The sequence below is a fragment of the Shewanella sp. FDAARGOS_354 genome, from assembly GCF_002209245.2.
GTDB lineage: Bacteria > Pseudomonadota > Gammaproteobacteria > Enterobacterales > Shewanellaceae > Shewanella > Shewanella xiamenensis.
The window spans coordinates 720,811-744,247 of the sequence record NZ_CP022089.2 but is presented as its reverse complement, the minus strand read 5'-3'; the positions used below and the strand labels follow the sequence as shown (position 1 = coordinate 744,247).

Sequence of the window (23,437 nt, the reverse complement as noted above, 5' to 3'; positions counted from 1 at the left end):
TGTACTCCTTATACCTTGACGATTTTCACGGCGCATTTCTTAAAGTCGGTTTGTTTCGACAGCGGATCTGTCGCATCCAAGGTGACTTTATTAATGAGCTGACTGGCATCAAACCAAGGTACAAACACCAGACCCACTGGCGGCTTGTTACGACCACGGGTTTCGACACGGGTTTTGATTTCACCACGGCGAGACACGACTCGAACTTCATCACCACGGCGTAAACCACGTTTTTTGGCATCTTCTGGATGCATAAAACACACAGCATCGGGGAAGGCACGGTAAAGCTCAGGCACACGTTGGGTCATCGAGCCCGAATGCCAGTGTTCAAGTACACGACCCGTGGATAACCAAATATCGAACTCTTCATCAGGAGACTCTGCTGGTGGCTCATAGGGCAGCGCAAAAATCACCGCACGGCCATCAGGATGTCCATAAAACTCAAAGCCTTTACCCGGTTTAACATAGGGATCCGTTCCCTCACGGAAACGCCATTGGGTTTCTTTGCCATTAACAACTGGCCAGCGAAGGCCATGGGCTTCGTGATAAGCATCAAACGGGGCCAAATCGTGACCATGGCCACGGCCAAAGGTGGCGTATTCTTCAAACAGGCCTTTTTGGACATAGAAGCCAAAATGTTTCGCTTCGTTGTTCAAATACTTAGGATCGGTATCGGCCAGCGGGAACTTATCGACATTGCCGTTTTTGTACAGCACTTCAAATAAGGTTTTGCCCTTAAATTGTGGATTCGCCGCTAAGACTTCCTTCGACCAGACTTCATCGGTCGTAAAGCGTTTAGAGAACTCCATCAATTGCCACAGATCCGAGTGGGATTCGCCCGGCGCCTGCACCATTTGATGCCAGAATTGAGTACGGCGCTCGGCATTACCGTAGGCGCCCTCTTTCTCAACCCACATGGCGGTTGGCAGAATTAAGTCCGCAGCCTGAGTCGTGACAGTAGGATACGCATCGGATACCACAATAAAGTTGGCAGGATTACGATAGCCAGGTAAGCCTTCCTCGTTGATGTTCGGCCCTGCCTGCATATTGTTGTTCACTTGCACCCAATAGCAGTTCAAGTCGCCATCTTTTAAGCGGCGGTTTTGTTCGACGGCGTGATAACCGGGTTTTGGCGGAATAATGCCACTGGGGATCTTCCAAATTTCTTCGGCGTGTTTTCTATGCTCTGGGTTTGTTACCACCATGTCGGCAGGTAAACGGTGTGAGAAGGTTCCCACTTCGCGAGCCGTACCACAGGCAGAAGGCTGACCGGTTAACGAGAATGGGCTGTTACCGGGCGTTGAAATCTTACCTGTCAGTAAGTGGATGTTATAAATCAGGTTGTTACACCACACACCACGGGTATGTTGGTTAAAGCCCATGGTCCAGAAGGAGGTGACTTTAGTCTCAGGATCGGCATAGAGTTTGGCCAATTCGATGAGTTTAGCCTCAGGCACGCCCGACATCTTACTGACCTTCTCCACCGTATATTCGGCGACAAAGGCCTTAAAGGTATCGAAATCAATCGGAGTCGAATCCCCTGCCGTTTTCACGTTTTTGGCTTTCTGCTCCAGCGGATGGGTTGGACGTAAACCATAGCCGATATCCGTGGTACCTTGGCGGAAGTTAACGTGCTTCTTCACAAAGTCCCAGTTTACTTTATCGTTTTGAATGATGTAGTTGGCGATAAAGTTCAGGATGGCTAAGTCAGTTTGCGGCGTAAATACAATCGGTAAATCCGCCAAGTCGAAGGAGCGATGCTCAAACGTCGAGAGTACCGCAACCTTCACATGGGATGCGCTTAAACGGCGGTCAGTCACTCGAGTCCATAGGATCGGGTGCATTTCAGCCATGTTGGAGCCCCACAGCACAAAGGCATCGGCCGCTTCCATATCATCGTAACAGCCCATAGGCTCATCGATACCGAAGGTACGCATAAAGCCGACCACGGCTGACGCCATACAGTGACGTGCATTCGGATCAATGTTGTTAGAGCCAAAGCCCGCCTTCATCAATTTAACGGCGGCATAGCCTTCCCAGACGGTCCACTGACCCGAGCCAAACATCCCAACTGCGGTGGGGCCTTTGGCTTTTAAGGTTTCTTTCCATTTTTGCGCCATGATATCAAAAGCGCTATCCCAGCTAATGGGAGTAAATTCACCGTGCTTGTCGTACTTGCCATCGGTCATTCTGAGCATTGGCGTGGTCAAACGATCGCTGCCATACATAATTTTCGATAGGAAGTAACCTTTAATACAGTTAAGGCCGCGGTTCACTTCGCTGTTTGCATCGCCGTGGGTCGCAACCACTTTGCCATCACGTGTCGCAACAATCACAGAGCAGCCCGTGCCACAGAAACGGCAAGGCGCTTTGTTCCACTCTAATTTGGTTTGCTCTGAGCTAGTAATTAAATTGCTGGCTGATGCCGGCAGCGCTAAGCCTGCGGCGCCCGCTGCTGCAATCACCGCATTGGCTTTAATAAAGTCACGTCTATTCATGTTCATTCTTCACCCTCTTCGAGCTGTTCACTCTGGTGGTAAACCATAGTGGCGGACAAGACGCCAGGAATGGCATTAATCTGTTCGATACCGTCCATCAAGGCACGTTGGGAGTTACCTTCAAGTACAACGACGAGTTTTACTTCGTTATTGACAGAGAGTTCGGCATTCTCAATCGCCATAATGTGTTGCCTAACATCCGCCATCTTATTTGGCATGACTTGCACCACGAGACTTGTGATATGCAGCTCTTTGCTCATCCGACACTCCGCTTTAATTCTGTTGTTATTATTTTGTATTGACTCAACCAGCCCCAGGTGGGCCGGTAAAGATTTGGCTAAACCATATGGCAAATCCCAATCCACTCACCAACAACACGGATAAGAGGGGGGCGAGAAATACGGTTAAAAAGATAAAAATTTTCAGTTCTAAGGATTTTTCTGCTGCGCTGTTAGCACTCATGCGTCCTCCAAGAGGTTCATTCCTGTGATGGATTACTCTGATCACTACAGGATTTATAGGTATCTCTATTGCATCTTTGATCCACCAATTGATCATAGCGTTAAGGTGTTAACAAACTGTATACCTCAAAATCGGTAAACCCTTTGATGCTTGATCCAGATCATCAATTTGGCGATAGATTTAGTTAGATCATGGTTTTTAAGCGTTTTTTTAGATTGTAATTCGATTGATTGGTTATATTTTTTTATTAACCAATTGCTAAAGCATGGAAAAGAGATAGGCGCTAAGCAAGGAAACCGCACAAGATTTAAACAAAATATTCCTTAAGGAGTATTAGGGGTTGGTAAAGGAAGGCACAAATTACCGATTATCTGCAGCGAAATTGGCTTAACATCTTCGTCAAATCGTTAACTCGCTCAAGATATAGCTGTATTAGCTAACTGTTTATCAATTAAAAGCCATTAGGGGCCATTCATTCGCTACCTACTTTGCCCTTTGGGGTTAGCCTGTGATAGCCCATAGCAAACAATCACGCCTGCAACAACATGCTGATCGCGGCTAATTATAGTTAGGTGAAAATGAGCAATAAAAAAGCCGAACCCTAAGGTTCGGCTGTTAATGCTAAAGATGATGCATTATGCATAACTGACTGAATCTACAGTTTCAGTCAGTTATGTATCAACATCATTAACTCAGCAGGATATGGTTTAAGATACGCTTTTCCGAGATAGGATAAGCCGTTCCCAGCGCCTGTGCAAAGCATGACACCCGGTATTCTTCAATCATCCAACGGGCCTCAATCAGTGCCGCAGGCACGGGCTGTGAGCGCGGCACCTTGGCAAGTTGCGCCGCTAAAGCCTCCTGCACTTTAGTGATACTTTGCATATGCAAACGGTCACGGGTCGGATCCACGGGCAACTTATCGATACGGGTTTCGATCGCTTTTAAGTAACGCGCCACATCCGCTAAGCGATTCCAACCACAGGCTTCGACGAATCCCTTAAACACTAATTGGTCTAATTGGCTTTGAATATCACTCATCGCAAAAGCGATATCTAAGCTAATTTTACCCTTAGTCCGCTTTTTAATGCCTTGATAGAGCGTCAGGATTTGTTCCACTTTTAGGGCAATTTGCTCAGCCGTTGAATTCAGCTCTTGGCGCACCCAATCCTTGGCCTGTTCGAACTGAGCAGCATCGCGCACATCCAGCGCCTTTTCATCAAGCAATTGCTGCACGGCTGCGGCAATAATGTCATCAATCAGAATTTGCACTTGGCCAAATGGATTGAAATACATCGCCAGTTTTGCCTTGTTCGGCAGAGCCTGTTGCAGGTGTTTTACCGGCGATGGGATATTGAGTAACAGCAAGCGACGAAGACCTTGACGATGCGCCGCCTGCGCCTCAAATTCATCATCAAATAATTTGATGGCAACTGAGTCTTTATTATCAATCAGTGCGGGGAATGCCCGCACTTGGTAGTTACCCTTACGCTGTTCAAATTGTTTTGGTAAGTCGCCAAAGGACCACTCGGTGAGCGCATCTTTCTCAATGCCCTTATCCGCCACTTGACGAATCGCCTTAGCGACCACGCCCTGTAACTCGGCCTTTAAGGTATCGAGTACCCGCCCCTGTGCGACTAATTTGCCCTTGTCGTCCTCAATCTTAAAGTTCATTTGCAAATGCGCGGGCATCTGCGTGACATCAAAATCTTCAGGATTGACGCGGGTGCCACTCATACGCAAAAGCTGTTTGCACATGGCGTCGAGTAAACTGGCGCTAAAGGGCTGCATTGCTTGCACGCAGGCTCGGGCATAATCGGGCGCAGGCACAAAGTTACGTCTTAGTCCTTTAGGCAAAGACTTAATCAGGGCGACGCATTTCTCCTCACGCATCCCCGCCACCAGCCAATCGAAATCCGTATCATCGATTTGATTGAGTAGTGCCACTGGAATATGCACAGAAACGCCATCATCACTCGCTGCAGGATCAAAGTGATAACTCAGTTGCAAGCGAATATTGCCCTTGTGCCAAGTGTCGGGGAAATCGAGCGCCGAGATATGATCGGCACTGCGCTGCATCAATAGTGACTTATTAAAATCGAGTAAATCGGGCTGAGTTCGGCGCGCTTCTTTCCACCAGCTAAAGAACTTAGGCGCGTTATAGATGCCTTCGGGGATACGCGGCTCATAAAAGTCCATCAACACTTGTTCATCGACCAAAATATCGCGGCGACGGGACTTGTGCTCGAGCGCTTCGACATCCTCCAATAACTTTTGGTTAGCGATAAAAAAGGCTTCTTTGGTCTGTAACTGCCCTTCGGCGAGCGCGCTACGGATAAAGATCTCCCGCGCTTCAACAGGATTAATCGGCCCGTATTGTACGCGGCGGCGATGCACCACGGTCAAACCGTAAAGCACTTGGTTTTCAAAGGCAATCACACTGCCCTGTTTCGCCTCAAAATGTGGCTCTAGGTGATTCTTTTTAATCAGATGCGCCGCTAACGGCTCGAGCCACTCAGGCTCAATCTTGGCGCAGCAGCGAGCAAACAGCTTAGAGGTTTCCATCAGCTCCGCCGCCATGATCCATTTCGGGCCTTTTTTCGCCAGCGGTGAACCTGGGAACACAAAAAACTTACGATTGCGCGCGCCTAAGTATTCGTTGTTATTGTCCTTAAAGCCAATATGGCTGAGCAGACCCGATAACAGCGCACGGTGCAGCGCATCGTAGTTGGCAGGCGTGTCATTTAAGCGCCACTTTAAGTCGTGAACCGCTTGTTTTAGCTGAGTATATAAATCCTGCCATTCGCGCACACGCAGGTAGGCTAAATATTCATCACGGCATTTTTTACGGAACTGGCTGGCGGATAATTCCTTTTGCTGCTCTTTTAAGTGCTGCCAGAGGTTTACCCAACTGACAAAATCAGACTGGGGATCGGCAAAGCGACGATGGGCCTCATCGGACGCCTGCTTTTTATCCATGGGCCGCTCACGGGGATCTTGAATCGACAGCCCTGAGGCGATCACTAACACCTCATTTAAGCAACCAAGTTGGTGGCTCTCGACCACCATACGCGCTAAACGTGGGTCGACGGGGATTTGCGATAACTGCCGCCCCAGCGGCGTTAACACTATATTGCCCTTCTGCTGTTTAACCGCCTGTAATTCCTCAAGCAATAAGAAGCCATCGCGAATATGGCGCGGATCGGGTGGCTCAATAAACGGGAAAGCAGCGATATCGCCAAGGCCGATAGCGAGCATCTGCAAAATCACCGACGCCAAATTGGTTCGTAAGATTTCGGGATCGGTAAAGGCTGGGCGGTTATTAAAATCCGCCTCATCGTATAAACGGATACAAATCCCCGGACCAACACGGCCGCAGCGGCCTTGGCGCTGATTGGCACTCGCCTGTGAAATCGGCTCGATCGGCAAACGCTGTACTTTAGTGCGATAACTGTAACGGCTGATGCGTGCTGTTCCTGGGTCAATCACATAACGAATACCCGGCACAGTCAGCGAGGTTTCCGCTACGTTAGTCGCAAGCACAATACGACGCCCTGTATGGCTGCTAAAGACCTTGGATTGCTCGCCGTAGGAGAGGCGCGCGTAGAGCGGTAAAATCTCGGTATCGCGGTAATTACGCCGATTTAGCTGCTCTGCGGTATCGCGAATTTCACGCTCACCGTTCATAAAGATCAAAATATCGCCTAAGCCTTCGGCAACCAGCTCATCAACGGCGGCAAAAATCCCTTCAATTTGGTCGAGATCGGCCTCAGTATCTTGTAACAATGGGCGATAACGGGTTTCGACCGGATAGGTACGCCCAGACACCTCAATAATCGGCGCATTATTGAAATGCTTAGAAAAACGCTCAACATCAATGGTCGCCGAGGTGATGATGATCTTAAGATCGGGGCGTTTTTTCAGAATTTGCTTAAGGTAACCAAGGATAAAATCGATGTTAAGGCTACGTTCATGCGCCTCGTCGATGATGATTGTATCGTATTGATCTAAATAACGATCTGAAGTCAGCTCCGCCAGTAAAATCCCGTCGGTCATCAGTTTGATATAGGATTCACTCTTAAGCGCATCGGCAAAACGCACCTTAAAGCCCACGACTTCGCCGAGCGGGCTTTGTAATTCTTCAGCCACCCTTGACGCAACACTGCGCGCTGCCAACCTCCGCGGCTGGGTATGACCAATAAAACCACGGCTGCCTAAGCCCAGTTCTAAACAGATTTTTGGCAACTGCGTGGTTTTACCCGAGCCAGTTTCACCCGCAATGATCACCACTTGGTTTTCACTAATGGCTTTGGCGATGTCTTCGCGCATGCTACTGACGGGCAGATTGTCAGGATAGTTGATCTTAGGGCGAGCCTTCAGGCGCTGCTCTACTTTCTCGAACGCTGCTTGCGCCTGCTCAGCAAGTTTGGCTAATTCTTGTGTTTTTTTGTCAGAATCGGCTTCTTTATGGAGCTTAAATAAACGGCGGCGGATCCGCGAGGCATCACTTTGAAAGCACTGCTGGAGAAAAGCGCTCGATAGCGGATGTTTGTCAGAGTTCAAAACCAAATTCCATTGCTAGCATCGAAAAAGGCGATCCTAGCAAGGAACCTGGTTTATTGGTATGGCTAATTGTTCAAAACACACCGTAAACCGCTGGAAATTAGCCACCCAAATAACGGCTTAAGCAGGTGCAAGATAACATTGCTGCATGTACACATTCATCGCCTTCAACACATTGGTGCGATTGATTGTGCCGATGACTTTGCCATTATCCACCACCGGATAGGTCTTTGGTTTAGCGCCCAGCATCTGCTCCGCGAGTTGTAAAATACTCTCATCAGGACCGACATACAGGACTTCAGTGCGCATACAATCCTTCACCACTGAGGTTAAGTCACAGTGATAGCTGCTCTTTAACATGACAGCTAAGCAGTCTTGCTGGGATAAAAAGCCCACTAAATTACCACTGTCATCCACGACAGCTGCACCCATCTTGTTATTATCTAACAGTTTCTCAACCGCAGTAGCCAGTGACATATTTGCACTGAGCAACACAGGCTGACGGTCCATATGGTCGCGTATTTTGATTGAATCCATAGCAATCTCCCCAAACTTACCTGTAACAAACTCACTTACCTGAGCTTTGAGTCTAGTCAAAATCTCGCAAGAGTTAAGCAATTAATATCGATTGAGCTTATCTGACGACTAGGGCATGTTGACGTTTTAAGGTTATAGATGTACGAACTGTTTGAGATAGATTTAGTATCCCGAAAAAAGCTTAGTTAGCGCTTAATGAAATTAACCCAATGATTTTACGTTCTATTGCATAGGTAAGCAGGGGGGTGATACTTTGACTCATCGAAGTTCAAAGGCACCTACTCCGCCTTAATCATTAATCTGTGTCATTCGTTTTTCCTGCTAATTGATCTAACAAGCTATCGATACTCTGTTCGAGCAAATCAAGGACTAATTCAAATCCTTGAGTACCGCCATAATAGGGATCGGGGACCTCATCAATTTCACTATTTCCGTAAGACAACATTAGCTGAAGTTTGTATTGATACTCAAGCGGACAACGACTACGTAAATCCACTAAATTACGATTATCGGCCGCTAAAATAAGATCAAAATATTCAAAATCGGCATCAACAATTTGTCTTGCGCGCATACCATCGAAACTTAACCCGCGTTTTATACCCGCAGCCATGGCGCGACTGTCAGGTTTATCTCCTTGGTGATAACCAATGGTGCCAGCAGAATCGACTTCAATATTGAGGCGACGTTCACGAATTTTTGCACGGCAAACGGCCTCTGCCGTGGGCGAACGACAAATATTCCCCATACAGACCATTAAAATTCGTCTTATATTTTTTGCTTTTAACGCTTTATCTTCTAACAACTTAGCATCCTCTGGCAGCGCTATTTAGGGGGAGATACGATTTGCCCAAAGGCGGGAGAAATACATTTTTTCACTTCAAAATGATAACCGTATTTCTCGTTAGCAGACTCGGTAATTTCCAGTATTTCGTAATCGTTTAACTCAACCACCACAGAATTGGCTAATTTTTCACAACGACTACGGCCATCGGCCTCAAACTTATAGGCAAATAACGCGATTAATTCTCGGATCCCCTTGTAGTATGTGTGCCCAAAAGTTCTTAAGGATTCAATAGTGCCATCAGCAGATTGCATAGTGAGATCATTAGCCGCGTTCTCAGCTTCAGTCTGGGCTTTTTCGGTTATTTTGACTTCAACAACAGTGTTTGCAAGACTCACTTTTTCATTTTTTTGTATTTTGTTCGCAACGTTCTCCAATAAAGTTTCACCATCGGAGATGGCAACAAGATTCATTAATAACACCACGGATAACACCATACGTAAAAATGCCGTTGTTACCACAAAGCGTTTTTTATTATCCTGTTGGTTGGTCTCTAACCCTAAAATCCGTAAACCGATATGGAACAATAAATAACAAGGGATCACAATTTGCAGAAGCAGTAACGCGAGAATAGAAATACACACGAACCAAATAGGTAAATACAGCAAAATGGCAAAGTTGTGGGTGTAAGACAAATGTGAAGCTGAAACACCTGTGATTTCATTAACCACACTACCACTGGCGGCCAAGGCAAAGTTGGCAATAACGGCATAAAAGAGTAGGAAAATGGCTTTTCCAGCCAATGAATGCCACGCTATTGCAAATTTTGGCCAAAATTCAATGATTAATGCAACCGCAGTGATAATAGCTGCCAGCCAAATGTCTGACTGAAATAGCAATAAAGCAATTAATGCTAATAGATAACAGCGCTGTGCAATGGTTAAACTTTGCAAAAACGCTTTAGCGGTGACAATGGGCTGCTTAGTCCATTTGGGGACCGTTAAGATTTTAGCCAAGCGTTGCTTCAAAGAATGTTCACTAAATTGAATATCAACCAAAACCTACTCCTTGGTGTTATTGCCTATTAATAATCAATATGATATCCGGCAAACCCCTTATTGATAGCGTTCGATTTTTATCAATATCCAACAATTTCGCAACTTATTCTTTAACTTCTTTATCTTCAGGCACAATGTCTGTCCTGATCCGTAAATAACTAGCAAATCGCGGCAAGCCATTCACCGTTAATCCTAGATACTTGTAAGTGATAAGTGTACCGATAGCAGGGGGATGCTGACGCTCTGCAAGGTTAAAACCTGTGCCAATACTAAAAATTCGCCCCTCTGGTGTTTGCACTCTTAAGGCACCCATTTTCCCGGCAAATTGCCCTTTGCCAGCAACATAACCAATCACCGTCGCTTCAGCATCTAAATAGGGCTTTAACTTCATTACATTAGGATTACGTCCCGGCGTATATACCGCAGTGCGTCGATGTAAAATTAATCCTTCAGCGCCAAGGGCAACTAAGGTATTTAAAGTGTCATAGAGGGCCTCGACACTGCCGACACTAAATTGCTCAATAACTTGAAGATAAGCCGATTTTCCCACGATCAGAGTTTGCATTTGCAGATAACGGTCTTCAAAGCTCCCCTTGGTTGTCGGTAAATCAAATACCATAAAGCGTACCTTTTGCCAGTCCGTATCCTTTGGCGATGTTTGACGTATTAATCCTGAAATCGCCTCAAACTGCCCTCGCCCGATCCATAACTCACCTTCCATTGCGATAGTGGGAAACTCGGCGGTAAACCAACTTGGGGCCAGAATGGGATTCCCCTGACGGGTAAACAAACGTTGCCCATCCCAGTAACCACGCACACCATCAAGTTTTTCACTGACCAGAAACGCGCCGATTTGAGTATGATCGTCGAGTGCATATTCCGTTGCTAATTGAATATTCGGTGCAGGACTTGCATAGCTAACCGCAATAAATAAGCTGCAAAGACCAATGAGAAGCCCAAAGCACTTGGCAAGTGCATTTCTTAAAAAAAGTACGCGAATTGTCAGAGTCATTCCTTTGTCTCTCTGTAAGTCATCCCACTGCAAGCTTAGTATTTAGCCTTGATTGCCGCTAATCCGGCCGCAATATGATCCCCCTAACAGAGCGAGCAATTTGTATAGTTAACTATTTATACACATAAATTATCGGGCTATACTGCGGCCTCTTTTTTAAGCTCGTTCAAAAGCCGGCACACATGTCGCATTCAGTTTGAACGAAAATGCTCACGAACAACCGCCCAAGTCGATGGAATAATTATGAAACCAGCAAATAACCACGGTATAAAACGTATCTTTAGAGCGACGGGATTTTCAATGAAGGGCTTAAAAGCGGCGTGGATCCATGAAGCTGCGTTTAGACAAGAATTGATGCTTGCGGTGGTGATGCTCCCCATCGCCCTATTGGTCGATATCAGCACCATGGAACGCTTAATGTTGATCTTAACGCTGTTTATCGTGTTAATTGTAGAGCTATTAAATTCTGCTATTGAAGCCGTTGTTGACCGTGTTGGCAGTGAGATCCATCCCCTGAGTGGTCAAGCAAAGGATATCGCCTCTGCTGCGGTGTTCATGAGTTTAGCGCTCTGCGGGATCACTTGGCTCGTGCTGTTATTACCGCGCTTGATATAATCCTTTGTGCGCATTAACACTGATTTAGGTCATTAAATTCGCTGATAAAAAACGCCTTTAGGAATTATCCCAAAGGCGTTTTTTATCCAACTCAACAAATTTAGTTATCTTCGATTACGAGCTTATCCGCTAAAAAACTTATCGCCTGCTTAATTTGCTCTAGTCTGTCATTTTCAGCCCAATAGGCGACATACACACTGCGTGAAATCGCACTCGCCCCCGCGACCAAATTCAGTTCGCCTCTTTGAAGCAAAGGCTGCACCAAATGCTCGGGTAAAAATGCGCAGCCGCCGTTATTTAAGATAAAATCTAAGGCGATTCGAGCCGAACTGGTATGTAAAGTTGGCACAGGTAAAGCCGCATATTCCTGCGCATGAATAATATTAAAGGCCGTCCCCCAATCGACTTTGACATATTGTCCAGCTTGCACCTTATTAACGGACACATCCCGGGATTTAGATACCAGCAGCAAATTGATTTGGCCTAATTGGATTAATTCAAATTGGTCAAGTTTGGGTGGATCAAAAGAGATCGCCAGATCGAGAGTCCTATCCATCAATTGCCGTGTCATTACGGTGAGTGGCAAAACCTCGGTCCGCAATGCAACCCCAGGAAGTCCCACATGCAGATGCTGTAAATACCGCTGTAAATAGGCATCCCAAATATTGGGGCCCGCGCCAATCGCTAATTGAGTCGATTGTAACTGACTAAGCGAAACATCCTGCTTGGCGCGCTCCCATGCTGTCAATACCGCTTCCGCATGGCCCAACATCCGTTCCCCAGCAGGGGTCGGCTGAATATTATTTCGTTGGCGCTCAAACAAGGCAACACCAAGAATGCTCTCAAGCTGTTTAACTCTAAAACTTACCGCACTACGGGTAAGGTAGAGGTTTTCCGCTGCCTTACCAAAATGGCGGGTACGAGAGACTTCCAGAAAGGTCTTTAGTAAATCGGTATCCATAAAAATTCTTGACCAACATAGGCAAATTTTTTTGATTTATAAATCAATAATACTAGCCAATACTCCACTTGCAAATCTTTGTATACCAAAATCTAGAAGGTAACAGCCATGTCTGAACAGTCTTTTTCAAACGCTAACAGGGGTTCTGAGACGCTGAACGGCTCAGCTGCCAGTTTTGTATCTCACAAACGCTTTTACGACGATACTAATTTCCCCAAAGGTTTTAAGCGCAGTGGCGACTTCACAAGTAAAGAAGCCGAACTGCTCGAATTACATGGTCATGCCATGAAAAACCTTGCTGAAGGCAAAACACTCCCAGTGACCGCCGACGAAGCACAATTTGTCGAAGTCATCAAAGGAAACATCGCTCCGAGTAGCTTGTTAGAGCAGATCTGGTTAAAGTACCGCAAACTCGCCCGGGGTAAGCCCTTTTATGCAGTGGTTGGCACGGTTCATTTACCAGCAACCAAACCTGAGGTTGAGCCAGAAGCGGCATTCGATGTAGATGTGGATGTTGAAATTGAAGATGATGTTCAGGATGAAGCTGAACCCGAGGACAAAGCATGAAAATGAAGGTTTGCGATTAAATGCGTGGTTGGATTTTATATAAAGAAACCGCGACTCAGCTAAAACCTGAATGGTATGAAATCGAACGTCTGTTGGCGGCAGCTAAGGCCGACAATATTGAATTAGCCGTTTATGCGCCGGATGAGTTTGATCTCACCGTGACGAGAGAAGATAACAAAAGTATTTTGTTAAATGGACAACCCGTTGAATTGCCGGATTTTATCATTCCGCGCATGGGTTCTGGCACCACCTACTTTGCGTTGGCAATCATTCGCCATTTAGAACGCTTAGGGGTGTATTGTTTAAATCCTTCAAAAGCTATTGAGATTGTTAAAGATAAGCTCTTCTCCCAGCAATTGTTGGCCGAGAAGAATTTACCTACGCCAAAAACCATGTTGGTCAAATTCCCGGTTGATATTGATCTGGTTGAGCGCCATTTAGGTTTTCCCGTAGTGATTAAAACGCTCTCAGGCTCTCAAGGCAGTGGTGTATTCTTATCACACAAAGCCCGTGAGTTTGATGACTTAATGCAACTAATCGAAGCGACTAATAAAAACGCCAACATTATTTTGCAAGAGTTCATTGCCAATAGTCATGGCCGCGACTTGCGAGTCTTTACTATTGGCGGACGCGTTGCAGGCTGCTATGAGCGACGTGGGCAAGAAGATAGCTTTAAAGCTAATGTCAGCGCGGGTGGCTCGGCGAGGCCCTTTGAAATCACCCCTGAAATCGAATGGCTCGCGACGCAAACCGCCAATATTCTCGATTTAGATGTGGCAGGTATCGATTTATTGTTCGATAACGGCCATTACAAAATCTGCGAAGCCAACTCATCACCTGGGTTTGAAGGATTAGAATCGTGCTTAAATGTGGATATTGCTGCGCAAATTTTGCACTTTATCCGCATCCGTTTAGGCATGTTTAACAAGGACGAGAAAAGCAGCGAGCCAACATCGGCCGCTAACACGCATAACAATTGATGCGGTCTCGTTAAGCTCTTATCGGCGGATCAGTCTCTACTGGGCCGTTTTTTTAGGCTTTACGACATATTCCCGTCACTAGGGCGTGTTGACGTTTCAGGGTTATTTTTGCAGTAATGTGGCTGGCTTTTATGCAAGGCAAAGTCCGTACAGTGTAGTTATTCTACATAAATGGACGATAACGCAGTAGAAAAGCCAGCCAAATGCTGCCCGAAGGGTTCGTCTGGCAAGCCCTTGCTCTTACTTTCTGTCATAAGAGCCGCTCGTCATTTGAGTAAACTACACATCATTCCTCCTTTCGCGAGCACGTACTTGCCAGAACGAACAAAATCTAATCTCGAAACGTCAACACACCCTAATCACCAAGATGTAAATTACTGTGATCCCTCCCTCAAGCCTGCAATACCAAAGCGATTAACCATACAACTTTTGTTTTAAATCACGAAAATTCACACTTTCCAAAACATTTTATTCACATTTAAAGATTTACTGATACACTCCAAATGTTCATAACTTATGGCACTTAAGTCTGATGTTATCGCTGGATATAATAAGAAGAATACTGGAGTAGCGTTGATTTCCACTCGTCTAACCCCCTTAGTGATCGCCCTTCTCACTTGCACTCCTGTGCTGGCGGGCGAATTCAGCTTGGAGCTAGGGGGATTTTATTCGCAGTCAGATACCAATATGGAAGTGACTAACCCGAATACCGCGAGTAACTTCACCTTAAACTATGAGTCCGATCTGCAACTGGCCGAAAACGAATTTTTGCCCTTTGTTGAGCTAAATTATCACTTCAACGAACGCCATCATCTTTACCTCGACTGGAAACAACTACACCGCACAGCCGAAACCCAAGCCCTTTCCAAACCCTTCCAAATTGAAATTAACGATACAATTTACGATATTAAAGCAGGCGGAAAACTCAGCTCCACCTTAAATATCGATATTCTACGTGTTGGTTACGGTTTTGATGCAATTCAAGGCAGTAACTATGATGTTGGTTTGTCTCTTGGTTTACACACAATGTTTATCAAGACAGGATTTGAAGGCATTATCGGCGTCTGTAAAGCCTCTGAGTTACTGAATAATGTCTGTGCGAGCCAGGCAATACCGCAAATTGTCGATGAGAATATCACTGCACCACTGCCGGACTTTGGCGTCTATGCTAATTACGAATTTATTTCTGGATGGGATTTAACCACTCACGCCCAGTATTTCTATATCAACCTCAATGATGTCAAAGGCGAGTTGGTTGATATTAAATTAGGCATAGATGCGCAAATTACTCCCAATTGGCGTATGAGTGTTGCCTATAACTATTACAAAGTTGACGTCGATATCGCACAAAAGTCCCCAAATAAAGAGACTCAAATTGCCGATTACAATATTTACTACAGTTTTATCGGCCCCATGCTTTCTGTTAGCTACACCTTCTAGTTAACCTGAACTCGGGATAACCAGTGTCGAAAAAATCTAAATTTAACAAACTAAATCAATGCTATAAATGATTCTTTTGAAAAGAAAAATCTTTTTTCTAACGGAATGCGCAGATTTTTGCGCATATCAAGGCGCTCAGTCTTATGCCATAGCGCGCTATGGTGAGACAGAGCAATGCAGAGAGGCGCCCGAAAAGATGCCTATTCAGCGGCTCTGCTTATCCCGAGCTCAGGTTAATTAATTGAATAAACATAAAAAAGGACGCAGCAGCGTCCTTTTTACCTTAATCGGAATTACTTTTTACGGCCATCCTGCTCACGCTTAGTCTTAAAATCCGATGCTTCTAACCAATGCGGCCAATCTTTACCATTGGCTAAGGTGGTTAACATACTCGCCATCAGATCTAAATCCTGCTTCACCCCTTCGAGGGTCCAGTTAGGATCATAATCATCGGCTCCTTTATGGTATTTATGGGCGATGTAGTCAGGATCCGTATCCCCAAGGCTCATAAATAACAAGCCGGGCACGCCTTGCTGGGCCAGAGCGAAGTGGTCCGATCTAAACATCAAACCATTTTGCGGTCTAGGATCAGCCTTGACAACCCGTCCCTGTGCCTTGGCGGCCTTATCTAAATAACCTTCTAACTCAGACACGCCCTCACCATAGCGCAGAATATATTCTACCCCTTGGTTCATATTCATGCCGTCGATATTTAAAAAGGCGACAATGTTTTTGGTCGGTACACTGGGATGCTGAGCAAAATGCTGAGCACCGATCAGCCCTGTTTCTTCGGCGGTAAAGGCACTAAACAGAATCGAGCGCTCAAGCGGCGCCGTTTTTGCTTGTTTGGCAAAGTAACGCGCAAGCGCTAACACACCTGCCACACCACTGGCATTATCGACCGCGCCATTAATGATTTCCGGTTTACCGTCTTCTATCACTGTACCTAAATGATCCCAATGGGCATGCATCATCACCACCTCATCAGGGCGGCTTTTTCCAGGTAATAGTGCCGCCACATTGTGGGATTCGGCGCGTTCAATCGTATTGTTTAAACTGACATTCGCCTTGAGTTTTAAGGGAATTGCCTTAAAGTTTGGCTTAGCGGCTTGTTGCTTTAAGGTATCAAAGTCCATACCAGCCTTAGCAAAAATCTTTTTGGCGACATCATGTTGCACCCAACCCATCACGCCAACCTGCCCTTGATTATTGTTGGCATCGATGAGGGTAAACTTGGTACCTGTGTTAGAGTTTTGCACGACACCCCAGCCATAGGCTGCGGGTTCAGTTTCATGCACAATAAAAACAGCTTCAGCGCCTTGACGCGCGGCCTCTTCGTATTTGTAGGTCCAGCGGCCATAGTAGGTCATGGCATTGCCTTTAAAGACCTTGGGATCTTGAGTTGCAAAACCAGGGTCATTGACCAGCACTATCACGGTTTTACCTTTTACATCGAGTACCTGATAGTCATTCCAACCATATTCAGGCGCATTAATGCCATAACCGACAAACACTACATCGCTATTACTGAGGTTGACTTTATCGCTAATTCTCTGGGTTCTGGCGGTAAATTCACTGCCATTGACAAACTTAAGTCCGCCGATATCGAGTTGCATATTTTGATCGGCGGTGATTTTCGCCAGCGGTACCGCCTGCAAATAGCTGTCGCCAAATCCCGGCTTGAGCCCCATCTCTTTAAAGGCTTTCTCAAGGTAATCGATGGTCAATTGCTCACCTTCGGATAAGGGCGCACGGCCACCAAAGGCATCACTGGCTAAGGTTTTGACATCAGTACGATACTGATTCAAATCTAGGCTGTCGCTGAAGGAAGAGGCAGCCATTGCAGGTAGTGAAAGTAAGGAACCTAGGGCACCAGCAAGGATGAAATTTTTCAAGACTTTCTCCCAAGTTATTATCATTATTTAATTTTAGCGATAAACTCTATCATATCCCCCCAAGCTTGTGGCAGGTAATTGCCCCAGCTTTTGGGCTTTTGTTGTAACGGGATTTGACGAGCCATATTGTTATCCATGTGTGATATGCATGGTTTATCGGATTATTTTTACTGGAATTTATCCATGTCACGAGATTTATTACAAACCGCAGCCTTGAATCTTAAAAAAGCGGTTCCCTTAATGCTCAAGCATCAAATTCCCACAACGCCAATCAATTATGCTCTGTGGTATACCTACGTGGGGGAACAAAACCCAGCGTTAAACGCCCAGCTCGATACGGTTATCGCCCACTACAACACTTGCCCACCAGTGAGCAGTGAGTTGTTGTTTCGCCAGTATGTCGCCGATCCTGTTGAGCTTGATGTGCGTGATATGAGGCTTAATCTAGAGGCCATGGCCACAGAGCTGTCGCAATCGATTCGGGATACTAATCTTGATGCAGCCGACTTCCAAAGCTGTATTAATAATAACTTTGCCAAGCTCAATGGTGTCGAAGAAGGCACGCTCAGTGTTGAGCAAGTGCTCGATTTAGTACGTAATTTAGTCAAAGAAGCCGACAATATTCGCTCAAGCACCGAGTTTTTTACGACCCAATTGCAAAAAGCCCAAACAGAGATTGATGCGTTAAAACAAAAGCTTGAAAAAACAGAAAAAGATGTACTTTACGATGCGCTCACTGGCTGTTTAAACCGCCGCGCCTTTGATGCCGATATCGCAGGCATGTTGGCACAGGCTCCCGAGGGCACCTGTCTTATCTTGGTCGATATCGATCACTTTAAGGCCTTTAATGACAACTATGGTCACCAGCTTGGCGACCAAGTATTAAAGGTCGTTGCAAAGCGTTTGCAGGAAGCCTGCCGAGATGGCTGTAAGCTGTACCGCTTTGGCGGTGAAGAATTTGCCATTTTAGTGCCAAAGAGCCAATTACGAATCACCAGGCAACTGGCTGAAGCCATGCGCCGTGGGCTTGAAAAACTCAGCATCAAGGATCGACGCAAAGATCAACGTATCGACAATATCACCGCCTCCTTTGGTGTATCTCAGTGGCAAGAAAGACAATCAGTAATACAACTTATTGAAAATACAGATAAGTTGCTTTATGAGGCAAAACGTCTAGGCCGTAATAGAGTGATGCCAATAAACAATTAATGCTGACATTAAGGCAGAGCCTTCAGCTCTGCCCTAATTGATTTGCCAATTTTTTAGTTACCAGTCAACCTGCCCATTGTAGCGAGTAACTCAAGCTATCAACTCGAATGTTCAAGCCACTTTTGGCTCCAACGTCCTATCGACTGTCGCCCCTTCGGATTGAGCTGCAGTTTCTGGCTCGACCGGGATAGCCTGTACCACAAAACGCAGTTCCGCCCCACCTTGCAGCACATCGAAGGGATAGCAAGTGATCAGGGTTAAACGATTATCCTCACTTGGCGCCATCAACTCAGTTTGCGACTCATGCACCACTTGGGTCGCCACCACTTGGTAAACAATCTCCCTGCCCGCTGCGGTTTGCAGCGCTAGGCGACGCCCGACGCTGATACCATTTAACATCGCAAAATGCGTATCCCTGTGCCCTGCAATCACAGTATTACCTTGCGCGCCAGCGGGCGCACTCGACAGCACTAAAGCTGGCCCGAAGGCCAAGTTACGGCCAGATGCGCCCGCCAGCACATATAAGCTGTCGTTGGATGCCGGACCATCGAAGTGATTCGGTCTTTTAGCCTGCTCGATGGAGAGCTTAGCCACGGGATAGGTATCGGCCCAGGACCAAGGTTTATGGGACTGACCATCGATTAAGGTTTTAGCCCAAGCTTGTTCAATCAAATATTGGGCAAAGTGTGCTTTCGCTTGCATATAGAATCCTTTTCCAAACAACGTGATGCCGATTAATACCAATCCCACCAGCAACCCTATTTGTATCTGTTGAGTCACGCGCATACTCATGGACATGACTCAAGTGTGTAGCGCTAATGACAGCGCGCGTTGCTGCCGCTGCTGGCGACGAATCGACAGCGCCAACATCAAGGCAAGCAGTAACACGCCGCCCCCTAAGAGCATGTCGAAACGGCTCGAGGTCGATGTTTGTGGTAGAACCCCCATTGGCTGCCAACCCAAGGGTAAATGCTGGCGCACCACCGCATCTCGGCTTATCGCATTCGTGGTGATGGGGGTTAAATCCACCGCGACCAAGCTGGTATAGGGGCTGACTAAGTGATAATTCAGCGACAGCGCCGTGACCTGCTCTTTGACCTTGTCATCGTTAGCGCCGTTTTTACTCAACTCTAAGGCCGCAATCTGTTTGCGCGCCCAGAGTAAATCGAGCCCCGCCGCAGGCTGCGCAGCATCAGTTACTGAATGGCTTGCGTCATTGGCTTGCAAAGATAACGACTGTTGCCAGTTTTTATGGCCCTGACGACCGGAGATCACGAGTTCCTCAGGGTCACGTGGGTGGCGCTTTAGGCTGATCAATACCGGTTCACCGCGGTAAAGATCGGGGATTGGCGCTGGCCAGTAGTCAGGCACAGATCCATCGTCAAAGCGCACCTGTAAATCGGTGAGTACCGGATACTGGATTTTGGCCAGCAATTGGCTGATCTTTTGCTCCACTTCATCCACATCACCAATGTAAGTAAAAGTGCCACGCCCAAGTTCAGCCGCACGCTGCATAAAATGCGAGTTCGGCGCCGAGCCAATGCCTACGGTGAAAAGACGGTTGTCGCCAATTTGATTGCGGATTAACTCAAATAACGCCGACTCACTGCCGACGGAGCCATCGGTCATAAAGATCACTTGTCTTAGCGACTTATCCTCAGCCGACGCTGTGTTAAACGCCTGTCTTGGCAGCGCGGCATTTAAAGCCAGCGCCATTTCGGTGCCGCCATCGGCCTGCAAACGATTCACAAACTGACGCGCCTTGTCCAGATTAGTTGCTGTCGCGGGCAGCGGTGTTGGCGATAGTAAAGACACATCGGAGTTAAATTCGATTATGTTAAAACTGTCCTGTGGCCTTAAACCGCGCAGCGCATAACGCAGGGCATTTTTCGCCTGAATAATGGAATCTCCCGCCATCGACCCCGAAGTATCAATCACTAAAATAAGCTCACGGGGCAAGTTCAGTTGTTCACTGGCCTCGACTTTGGGCGGCAGAACCATCACTAAGCTGTAGTTATCTGTATTGCTACTATTACCAGTTGGACCTGTATCCGCACTCGCATTGTCGTCCTGTGCCGTATGGGTTTTGCCCGCTTGGTTGAATACCCAAGCCACGGGACTATTGCCCTGCTTAAGACGCCATTGCAGCACAAAGTCACGATTGGCGGGCACGCGATTAGCTAAGGCCGCCGTCAGTTGCCCCTGTTTTTCCGCTATCGTAATGGGATGATACGGACTCACCACGGCTGATTTGTCCACCCCTTCACCGAGTTTGACCTTAATATCGGCCTTTAGCACAGGGTCTGCCTCGCTATTGGCGTTGCGGATCGGGGCGATAATCCGGTCGGCATCGAAGACTTGGCTGCTGGTTATACGCTCACTCTGGTTCCCACCGAGTGTTAGGCCTGAAATATAGCGCGGCGCTACCACCAGCGGAAAACGTAGGCTAAAGAGACCATCTTCATAATGAATGGTTTCTTGATAGCTGATTTCGACCACCAACTTTTCATCGGGTGCGAGGTTGGCGACTTCGGTAGTGAACATATTGGGCCGTTCTTGACTGACTAAACTGGCGCGTTTTCCTTCGGCTTTGGCCTGTTCAAAAATCTGCTTTGCTTGCTGTTTTAGGTGAATTTGACCTTCGATGATCCGCTCACCGATATGTAAACGCAGTGAGTCTACTGCCGCCTCATTGGGTAAAGGGAACAGATAGCGGCCATTGAGGACAAATCCCGTTTGATTACTGAACACCTGCTTTACGCTCACCCTATTGGTTAACCCAGAGACCTGCATCGACACTTGCGTGTCCACGGGTAAAGATGGCATTAAACGGCCGCTGGCGGTTTGATACACCAACATCCCTTGGGTGACATCATCGAAACTAAAAGCTGGCAATGTGCTCGCCGTGTGTTCTTCGAAGGTCGCCGCAATATTTTGTGGTGCCGATAATGTGCCCACACTGTTTGGTGAAGCTAACACCGCAAAGGGGAGCCCCCAACAGATGGAGGCGCCGATCATTAGCATCGCCAGTGTTTGACAAACTTCTTTTACCCTTTTCCCTGTGATCATCACAAAGGCTCCTGATCTTGATTGAATACGATTGATATTGTTGAATTATTCGGTCACGCGGCTCGCCATCAGCCCTTGGTTAGGCTGCATGGTCAGAGTGACTCGGCGATCGAACACATCGGATTCACTGTCTTGCTGATCATTGAGTGGCATTCCGGCGCCGAAGGCTTGGGTGGTGATCCGCTCGGGGGCTACGCCTTGTTTAATCAAGTAGCCCCGCACTTCTAACAAACGTTGCTCCGAGAGCGCTTGGTTGTAGGCCAGATCACCGCGGCGGTCGGCATAACCTTTCAGCTCGAGATTGGACTCGCTCAAGCGCTTCATCACCTTGGCGACATTGTCTAATTGGGGCAAAAAATGGCTTTCAAGCTCCGCAGAGCCAGTACGAAACTGCACATTCATACCCAGCGCCAATTCACTAAACAGTTGTTGTTGCTCGGCGAGCAGTTCATCGAGTTGCTTTTGGGTTAAGGCGTATTCGACGGCGCGTTGCTCGCTAGCCTGTTGTTTGGCCGATAAGCTCGTCAATTGTTGACGCTGCAAGGCAATATGTTGTTGCTGAGTTTTAACCGTGTCGGTATCAGATACCGACTGGCCGATTAAGGTGCCAGTAAATCCGCCGATAATGGCGCCAACGGGGCCGCCCACTAGGGCGCCAAGTAGCGCTCCGCCGCCAAGACCTATCAGCGCTTCGCCGTCATCCTCCTCTTGCTCAATCATTAGCTCTGTCTGTGGCTCTATGAGCAGAGGTTGATTTTGAAGCGACACCTTTGCCGATACATTGGCGATGGGCGCGGCGAACACACTTAGGATCAACATATTAATTAGCGTCTTTTTCATCATCTCATTCCTTTTGATTTGTGCTGCGTTTACCCGCCTAAGTCATTAGCGCGGCGGGTAAAACGGAATGAGCGTATTAAACACAAGTGCCATGGCATAAGCGGGGATGGAAAATGGCAATGCGACTATCAATTGTGGCAACAAAATGGCAATTGCATTCGGGAGCTTTTCTCAGAAATAAATTCCTGTATAGTCACGAAAACTTATCCCCAGCAGTCAATAGGAAGATGGCTAAATGAAACGTATCGCCATTGTGGAAGATGAAGCGGCCATTCGCGAAAATTACAAGGATGTGTTGCAGCAACACGGTTACAGTGTGCAAACCTATGCCGACAGGCCATCGGCCATGTTGGCATTTAATACCCGTCTGCCGGATTTAGCCATTATCGATATTGGCCTTGGCAATGAGATTGACGGCGGTTTTATGCTGTGTCAGTCCCTACGCGCCATGTCAAACACTCTGCCGATCATCTTCTTAACCGCGCGGGATAGCGATTTTGATACTGTGTGCGGCCTGCGTTTAGGCGCCGATGATTACCTGAGCAAAGAAGTGAGCTTCCCCCATTTGACCGCTCGTTTAGCAGCGCTGTTTCGCCGCTCTGAGTTAGCCACCAGCCAAACATCGCAGGAGAATTTACTGGAGCGCGGACCGCTCACCATCGACGCCAATCGAATGCTGGTTTCTTGGAATCAGATCCCGATAGAACTCACAGTCACCGAGTTTTGGATGGTGCACGCCCTTGCCAAACACCCGGGGCACGTCCGAAGCCGCCATGAGCTGATGCAGGAGGCAAAGATTTTTGTCGATGACAGCACTATTACTTCCCATGTGAAGCGCATCCGTAAGAAGTTTATGGCCGCCGCGCCCGAATTTGATTGTATTGATACCGTTTACGGCATGGGCTATCGCTGGGACAGCCTAGCCTAAACCATGCCAAGTAGCAGATTAG

At 47.1% G+C, this 23,437-nt stretch carries 19 protein-coding genes; 6 read left to right on the top strand and 13 right to left on the bottom strand.

Features of this window, described 5'->3' with window-relative positions:
* Nucleotides 1–8 precede the first annotated feature (8 nt).
* From napA to CEQ32_RS03400, 8 genes are all read right to left on the bottom strand, one after another.
* Nucleotides 9–2,498, bottom strand: coding sequence for a nitrate reductase catalytic subunit NapA (napA, locus tag CEQ32_RS03435; RefSeq protein WP_088586938.1), 2,490 nt, complete (start codon nucleotides 2,496–2,498; stop codon nucleotides 9–11).
* A 2-nt stretch (nucleotides 2,499–2,500) separates the two neighbouring features.
* Nucleotides 2,501–2,758 carry a chaperone NapD gene (locus tag CEQ32_RS03430; protein ID WP_047537299.1) on the bottom strand — a complete coding sequence of 86 codons (258 nt, stop codon included), beginning with the start codon at nucleotides 2,756–2,758 and terminating at the stop codon, nucleotides 2,501–2,503.
* Nucleotides 2,759–2,801: 43 nt separating this feature from the next.
* Nucleotides 2,802–2,960, bottom strand: coding sequence for a periplasmic nitrate reductase, NapE protein (locus CEQ32_RS03425; protein WP_011716898.1), 159 nt, complete (start codon nucleotides 2,958–2,960; stop codon nucleotides 2,802–2,804).
* A gap of 687 nt (nucleotides 2,961–3,647) precedes the next feature.
* Nucleotides 3,648–7,529: an ATP-dependent RNA helicase HrpA gene (gene hrpA, locus CEQ32_RS03420; protein WP_088585511.1), complete on the bottom strand. Its 3,882-nt coding sequence runs from the start codon at nucleotides 7,527–7,529 to the stop codon at nucleotides 3,648–3,650.
* Between the two features lie 114 nt (nucleotides 7,530–7,643).
* Entirely contained in the window at nucleotides 7,644–8,060 is a 417-nt protein-coding gene (locus tag CEQ32_RS03415; protein WP_037418282.1) for a CBS domain-containing protein, read from the bottom strand.
* A 295-nt stretch (nucleotides 8,061–8,355) separates the two neighbouring features.
* The gene (locus CEQ32_RS03410) at nucleotides 8,356–8,805 is read right to left on the bottom strand and encodes a low molecular weight protein-tyrosine-phosphatase (protein WP_181159826.1); all 450 of its coding nucleotides are present in this window, start codon (nucleotides 8,803–8,805) and stop codon (nucleotides 8,356–8,358) included.
* A gap of 77 nt (nucleotides 8,806–8,882) precedes the next feature.
* Nucleotides 8,883–9,899: a hypothetical protein gene (locus CEQ32_RS03405; protein ID WP_088585509.1), complete on the bottom strand. Its 1,017-nt coding sequence runs from the start codon at nucleotides 9,897–9,899 to the stop codon at nucleotides 8,883–8,885.
* 103 nt (nucleotides 9,900–10,002) lie between these two features.
* Nucleotides 10,003–10,911 (bottom strand): DNA ligase, encoded by a 909-nt coding sequence (locus CEQ32_RS03400; RefSeq protein WP_088585508.1) that lies wholly within the window; start codon nucleotides 10,909–10,911, stop codon nucleotides 10,003–10,005.
* 243 nt (nucleotides 10,912–11,154) lie between these two features.
* On the opposite strand from CEQ32_RS03400, the gene CEQ32_RS03395 reads away from it, so the two are divergent.
* Nucleotides 11,155–11,526 carry a diacylglycerol kinase gene (locus CEQ32_RS03395; RefSeq protein WP_088585507.1) on the top strand — a complete coding sequence of 124 codons (372 nt, stop codon included), beginning with the start codon at nucleotides 11,155–11,157 and terminating at the stop codon, nucleotides 11,524–11,526.
* A 100-nt stretch (nucleotides 11,527–11,626) separates the two neighbouring features.
* Here the strand turns inward: CEQ32_RS03395 and hdfR are convergent, their stop codons facing one another.
* Nucleotides 11,627–12,487 carry an HTH-type transcriptional regulator HdfR gene (hdfR, locus tag CEQ32_RS03390; RefSeq protein WP_088585506.1) on the bottom strand — a complete coding sequence of 287 codons (861 nt, stop codon included), beginning with the start codon at nucleotides 12,485–12,487 and terminating at the stop codon, nucleotides 11,627–11,629.
* A 108-nt stretch (nucleotides 12,488–12,595) separates the two neighbouring features.
* Between hdfR and CEQ32_RS03385 the strand changes: the two genes are divergently transcribed.
* The 3 genes from CEQ32_RS03385 to CEQ32_RS03370 all read left to right on the top strand — a co-directional run bounded on the left by CEQ32_RS03385 (nucleotide 12,596) and on the right by CEQ32_RS03370 (nucleotide 15,474).
* Entirely contained in the window at nucleotides 12,596–13,054 is a 459-nt protein-coding gene (locus tag CEQ32_RS03385) for a DUF413 domain-containing protein (RefSeq protein WP_037430721.1), read from the top strand.
* A 20-nt stretch (nucleotides 13,055–13,074) separates the two neighbouring features.
* Nucleotides 13,075–14,034, top strand: a complete 960-nt coding sequence (locus CEQ32_RS03380) for an ATP-grasp domain-containing protein (protein ID WP_037418145.1) — start codon at nucleotides 13,075–13,077, stop codon at nucleotides 14,032–14,034.
* Between the two features lie 576 nt (nucleotides 14,035–14,610).
* The gene (locus tag CEQ32_RS03370) at nucleotides 14,611–15,474 is read left to right on the top strand and encodes a hypothetical protein (RefSeq protein ID WP_037418173.1); all 864 of its coding nucleotides are present in this window, start codon (nucleotides 14,611–14,613) and stop codon (nucleotides 15,472–15,474) included.
* 293 nt (nucleotides 15,475–15,767) lie between these two features.
* Here the strand turns inward: CEQ32_RS03370 and CEQ32_RS03365 are convergent, their stop codons facing one another.
* Nucleotides 15,768–17,393: a M28 family metallopeptidase gene (locus CEQ32_RS03365; protein ID WP_069454819.1), complete on the bottom strand. Its 1,626-nt coding sequence runs from the start codon at nucleotides 17,391–17,393 to the stop codon at nucleotides 15,768–15,770.
* Between the two features lie 159 nt (nucleotides 17,394–17,552).
* On the opposite strand from CEQ32_RS03365, the gene CEQ32_RS03360 reads away from it, so the two are divergent.
* The gene (locus CEQ32_RS03360; RefSeq protein ID WP_069454818.1) at nucleotides 17,553–18,578 is read left to right on the top strand and encodes a GGDEF domain-containing protein; all 1,026 of its coding nucleotides are present in this window, start codon (nucleotides 17,553–17,555) and stop codon (nucleotides 18,576–18,578) included.
* 111 nt (nucleotides 18,579–18,689) lie between these two features.
* On the opposite strand, the gene CEQ32_RS03355 is transcribed toward CEQ32_RS03360, so the two are convergent.
* From CEQ32_RS03355 to pdsO, 3 genes are read right to left on the bottom strand one after another with little or no spacing between them, the layout of a single operon-like run.
* The gene (locus CEQ32_RS03355) at nucleotides 18,690–19,370 is read right to left on the bottom strand and encodes a class GN sortase (protein WP_088585504.1); all 681 of its coding nucleotides are present in this window, start codon (nucleotides 19,368–19,370) and stop codon (nucleotides 18,690–18,692) included.
* A 9-nt stretch (nucleotides 19,371–19,379) separates the two neighbouring features.
* On the bottom strand, nucleotides 19,380–21,647 hold the full coding sequence (locus CEQ32_RS03350; RefSeq protein WP_088585503.1) for a marine proteobacterial sortase target protein: 2,268 nt from the start codon (nucleotides 21,645–21,647) through the stop codon (nucleotides 19,380–19,382).
* 45 nt (nucleotides 21,648–21,692) lie between these two features.
* The gene (gene pdsO, locus CEQ32_RS03345) at nucleotides 21,693–22,490 is read right to left on the bottom strand and encodes a sortase-associated OmpA-like protein PdsO (RefSeq protein ID WP_088585502.1); all 798 of its coding nucleotides are present in this window, start codon (nucleotides 22,488–22,490) and stop codon (nucleotides 21,693–21,695) included.
* A 232-nt stretch (nucleotides 22,491–22,722) separates the two neighbouring features.
* On the opposite strand from pdsO, the gene pdsR reads away from it, so the two are divergent.
* Entirely contained in the window at nucleotides 22,723–23,415 is a 693-nt protein-coding gene (gene pdsR / locus CEQ32_RS03340) for a proteobacterial dedicated sortase system response regulator (protein WP_037418159.1), read from the top strand.
* Nucleotides 23,416–23,437 lie beyond the last annotated feature (22 nt).

Excerpts from the sequence above, each read along its gene's own strand:
- napA (WP_088586938.1), bottom strand. The coding sequence starts at position 2,498 with ATGAATAGACGTGACTTTATTAAAGCCAATGCGGTGATTGCAGCAGCG.
- CEQ32_RS03360 (WP_069454818.1), top strand. The coding sequence starts at position 17,553 with ATGTCACGAGATTTATTACAAACCGCAGCCTTGAATCTTAAAAAAGCG.
- CEQ32_RS03430 (WP_047537299.1), bottom strand. The coding sequence starts at position 2,758 with ATGAGCAAAGAGCTGCATATCACAAGTCTCGTGGTGCAAGTCATGCCA.
- pdsR (WP_037418159.1), top strand. The coding sequence starts at position 22,723 with ATGAAACGTATCGCCATTGTGGAAGATGAAGCGGCCATTCGCGAAAAT.
- CEQ32_RS03350 (WP_088585503.1), bottom strand. The coding sequence starts at position 21,647 with ATGATCACAGGGAAAAGGGTAAAAGAAGTTTGTCAAACACTGGCGATG.
- CEQ32_RS03400 (WP_088585508.1), bottom strand. The coding sequence starts at position 10,911 with ATGACTCTGACAATTCGCGTACTTTTTTTAAGAAATGCACTTGCCAAG.
- hdfR (WP_088585506.1), bottom strand. The coding sequence starts at position 12,487 with ATGGATACCGATTTACTAAAGACCTTTCTGGAAGTCTCTCGTACCCGC.
- CEQ32_RS03385 (WP_037430721.1), top strand. The coding sequence starts at position 12,596 with ATGTCTGAACAGTCTTTTTCAAACGCTAACAGGGGTTCTGAGACGCTG.
- pdsO (WP_088585502.1), bottom strand. The coding sequence starts at position 22,490 with ATGATGAAAAAGACGCTAATTAATATGTTGATCCTAAGTGTGTTCGCC.
- CEQ32_RS03395 (WP_088585507.1), top strand. The coding sequence starts at position 11,155 with ATGAAACCAGCAAATAACCACGGTATAAAACGTATCTTTAGAGCGACG.
- CEQ32_RS03415 (WP_037418282.1), bottom strand. The coding sequence starts at position 8,060 with ATGGATTCAATCAAAATACGCGACCATATGGACCGTCAGCCTGTGTTG.
- CEQ32_RS03425 (WP_011716898.1), bottom strand. The coding sequence starts at position 2,960 with ATGAGTGCTAACAGCGCAGCAGAAAAATCCTTAGAACTGAAAATTTTT.
- CEQ32_RS03380 (WP_037418145.1), top strand. The coding sequence starts at position 13,075 with ATGCGTGGTTGGATTTTATATAAAGAAACCGCGACTCAGCTAAAACCT.
- CEQ32_RS03410 (WP_181159826.1), bottom strand. The coding sequence starts at position 8,805 with ATGGGGAATATTTGTCGTTCGCCCACGGCAGAGGCCGTTTGCCGTGCA.
- CEQ32_RS03365 (WP_069454819.1), bottom strand. The coding sequence starts at position 17,393 with ATGATAATAACTTGGGAGAAAGTCTTGAAAAATTTCATCCTTGCTGGT.
- CEQ32_RS03355 (WP_088585504.1), bottom strand. The coding sequence starts at position 19,370 with ATGAGTATGCGCGTGACTCAACAGATACAAATAGGGTTGCTGGTGGGA.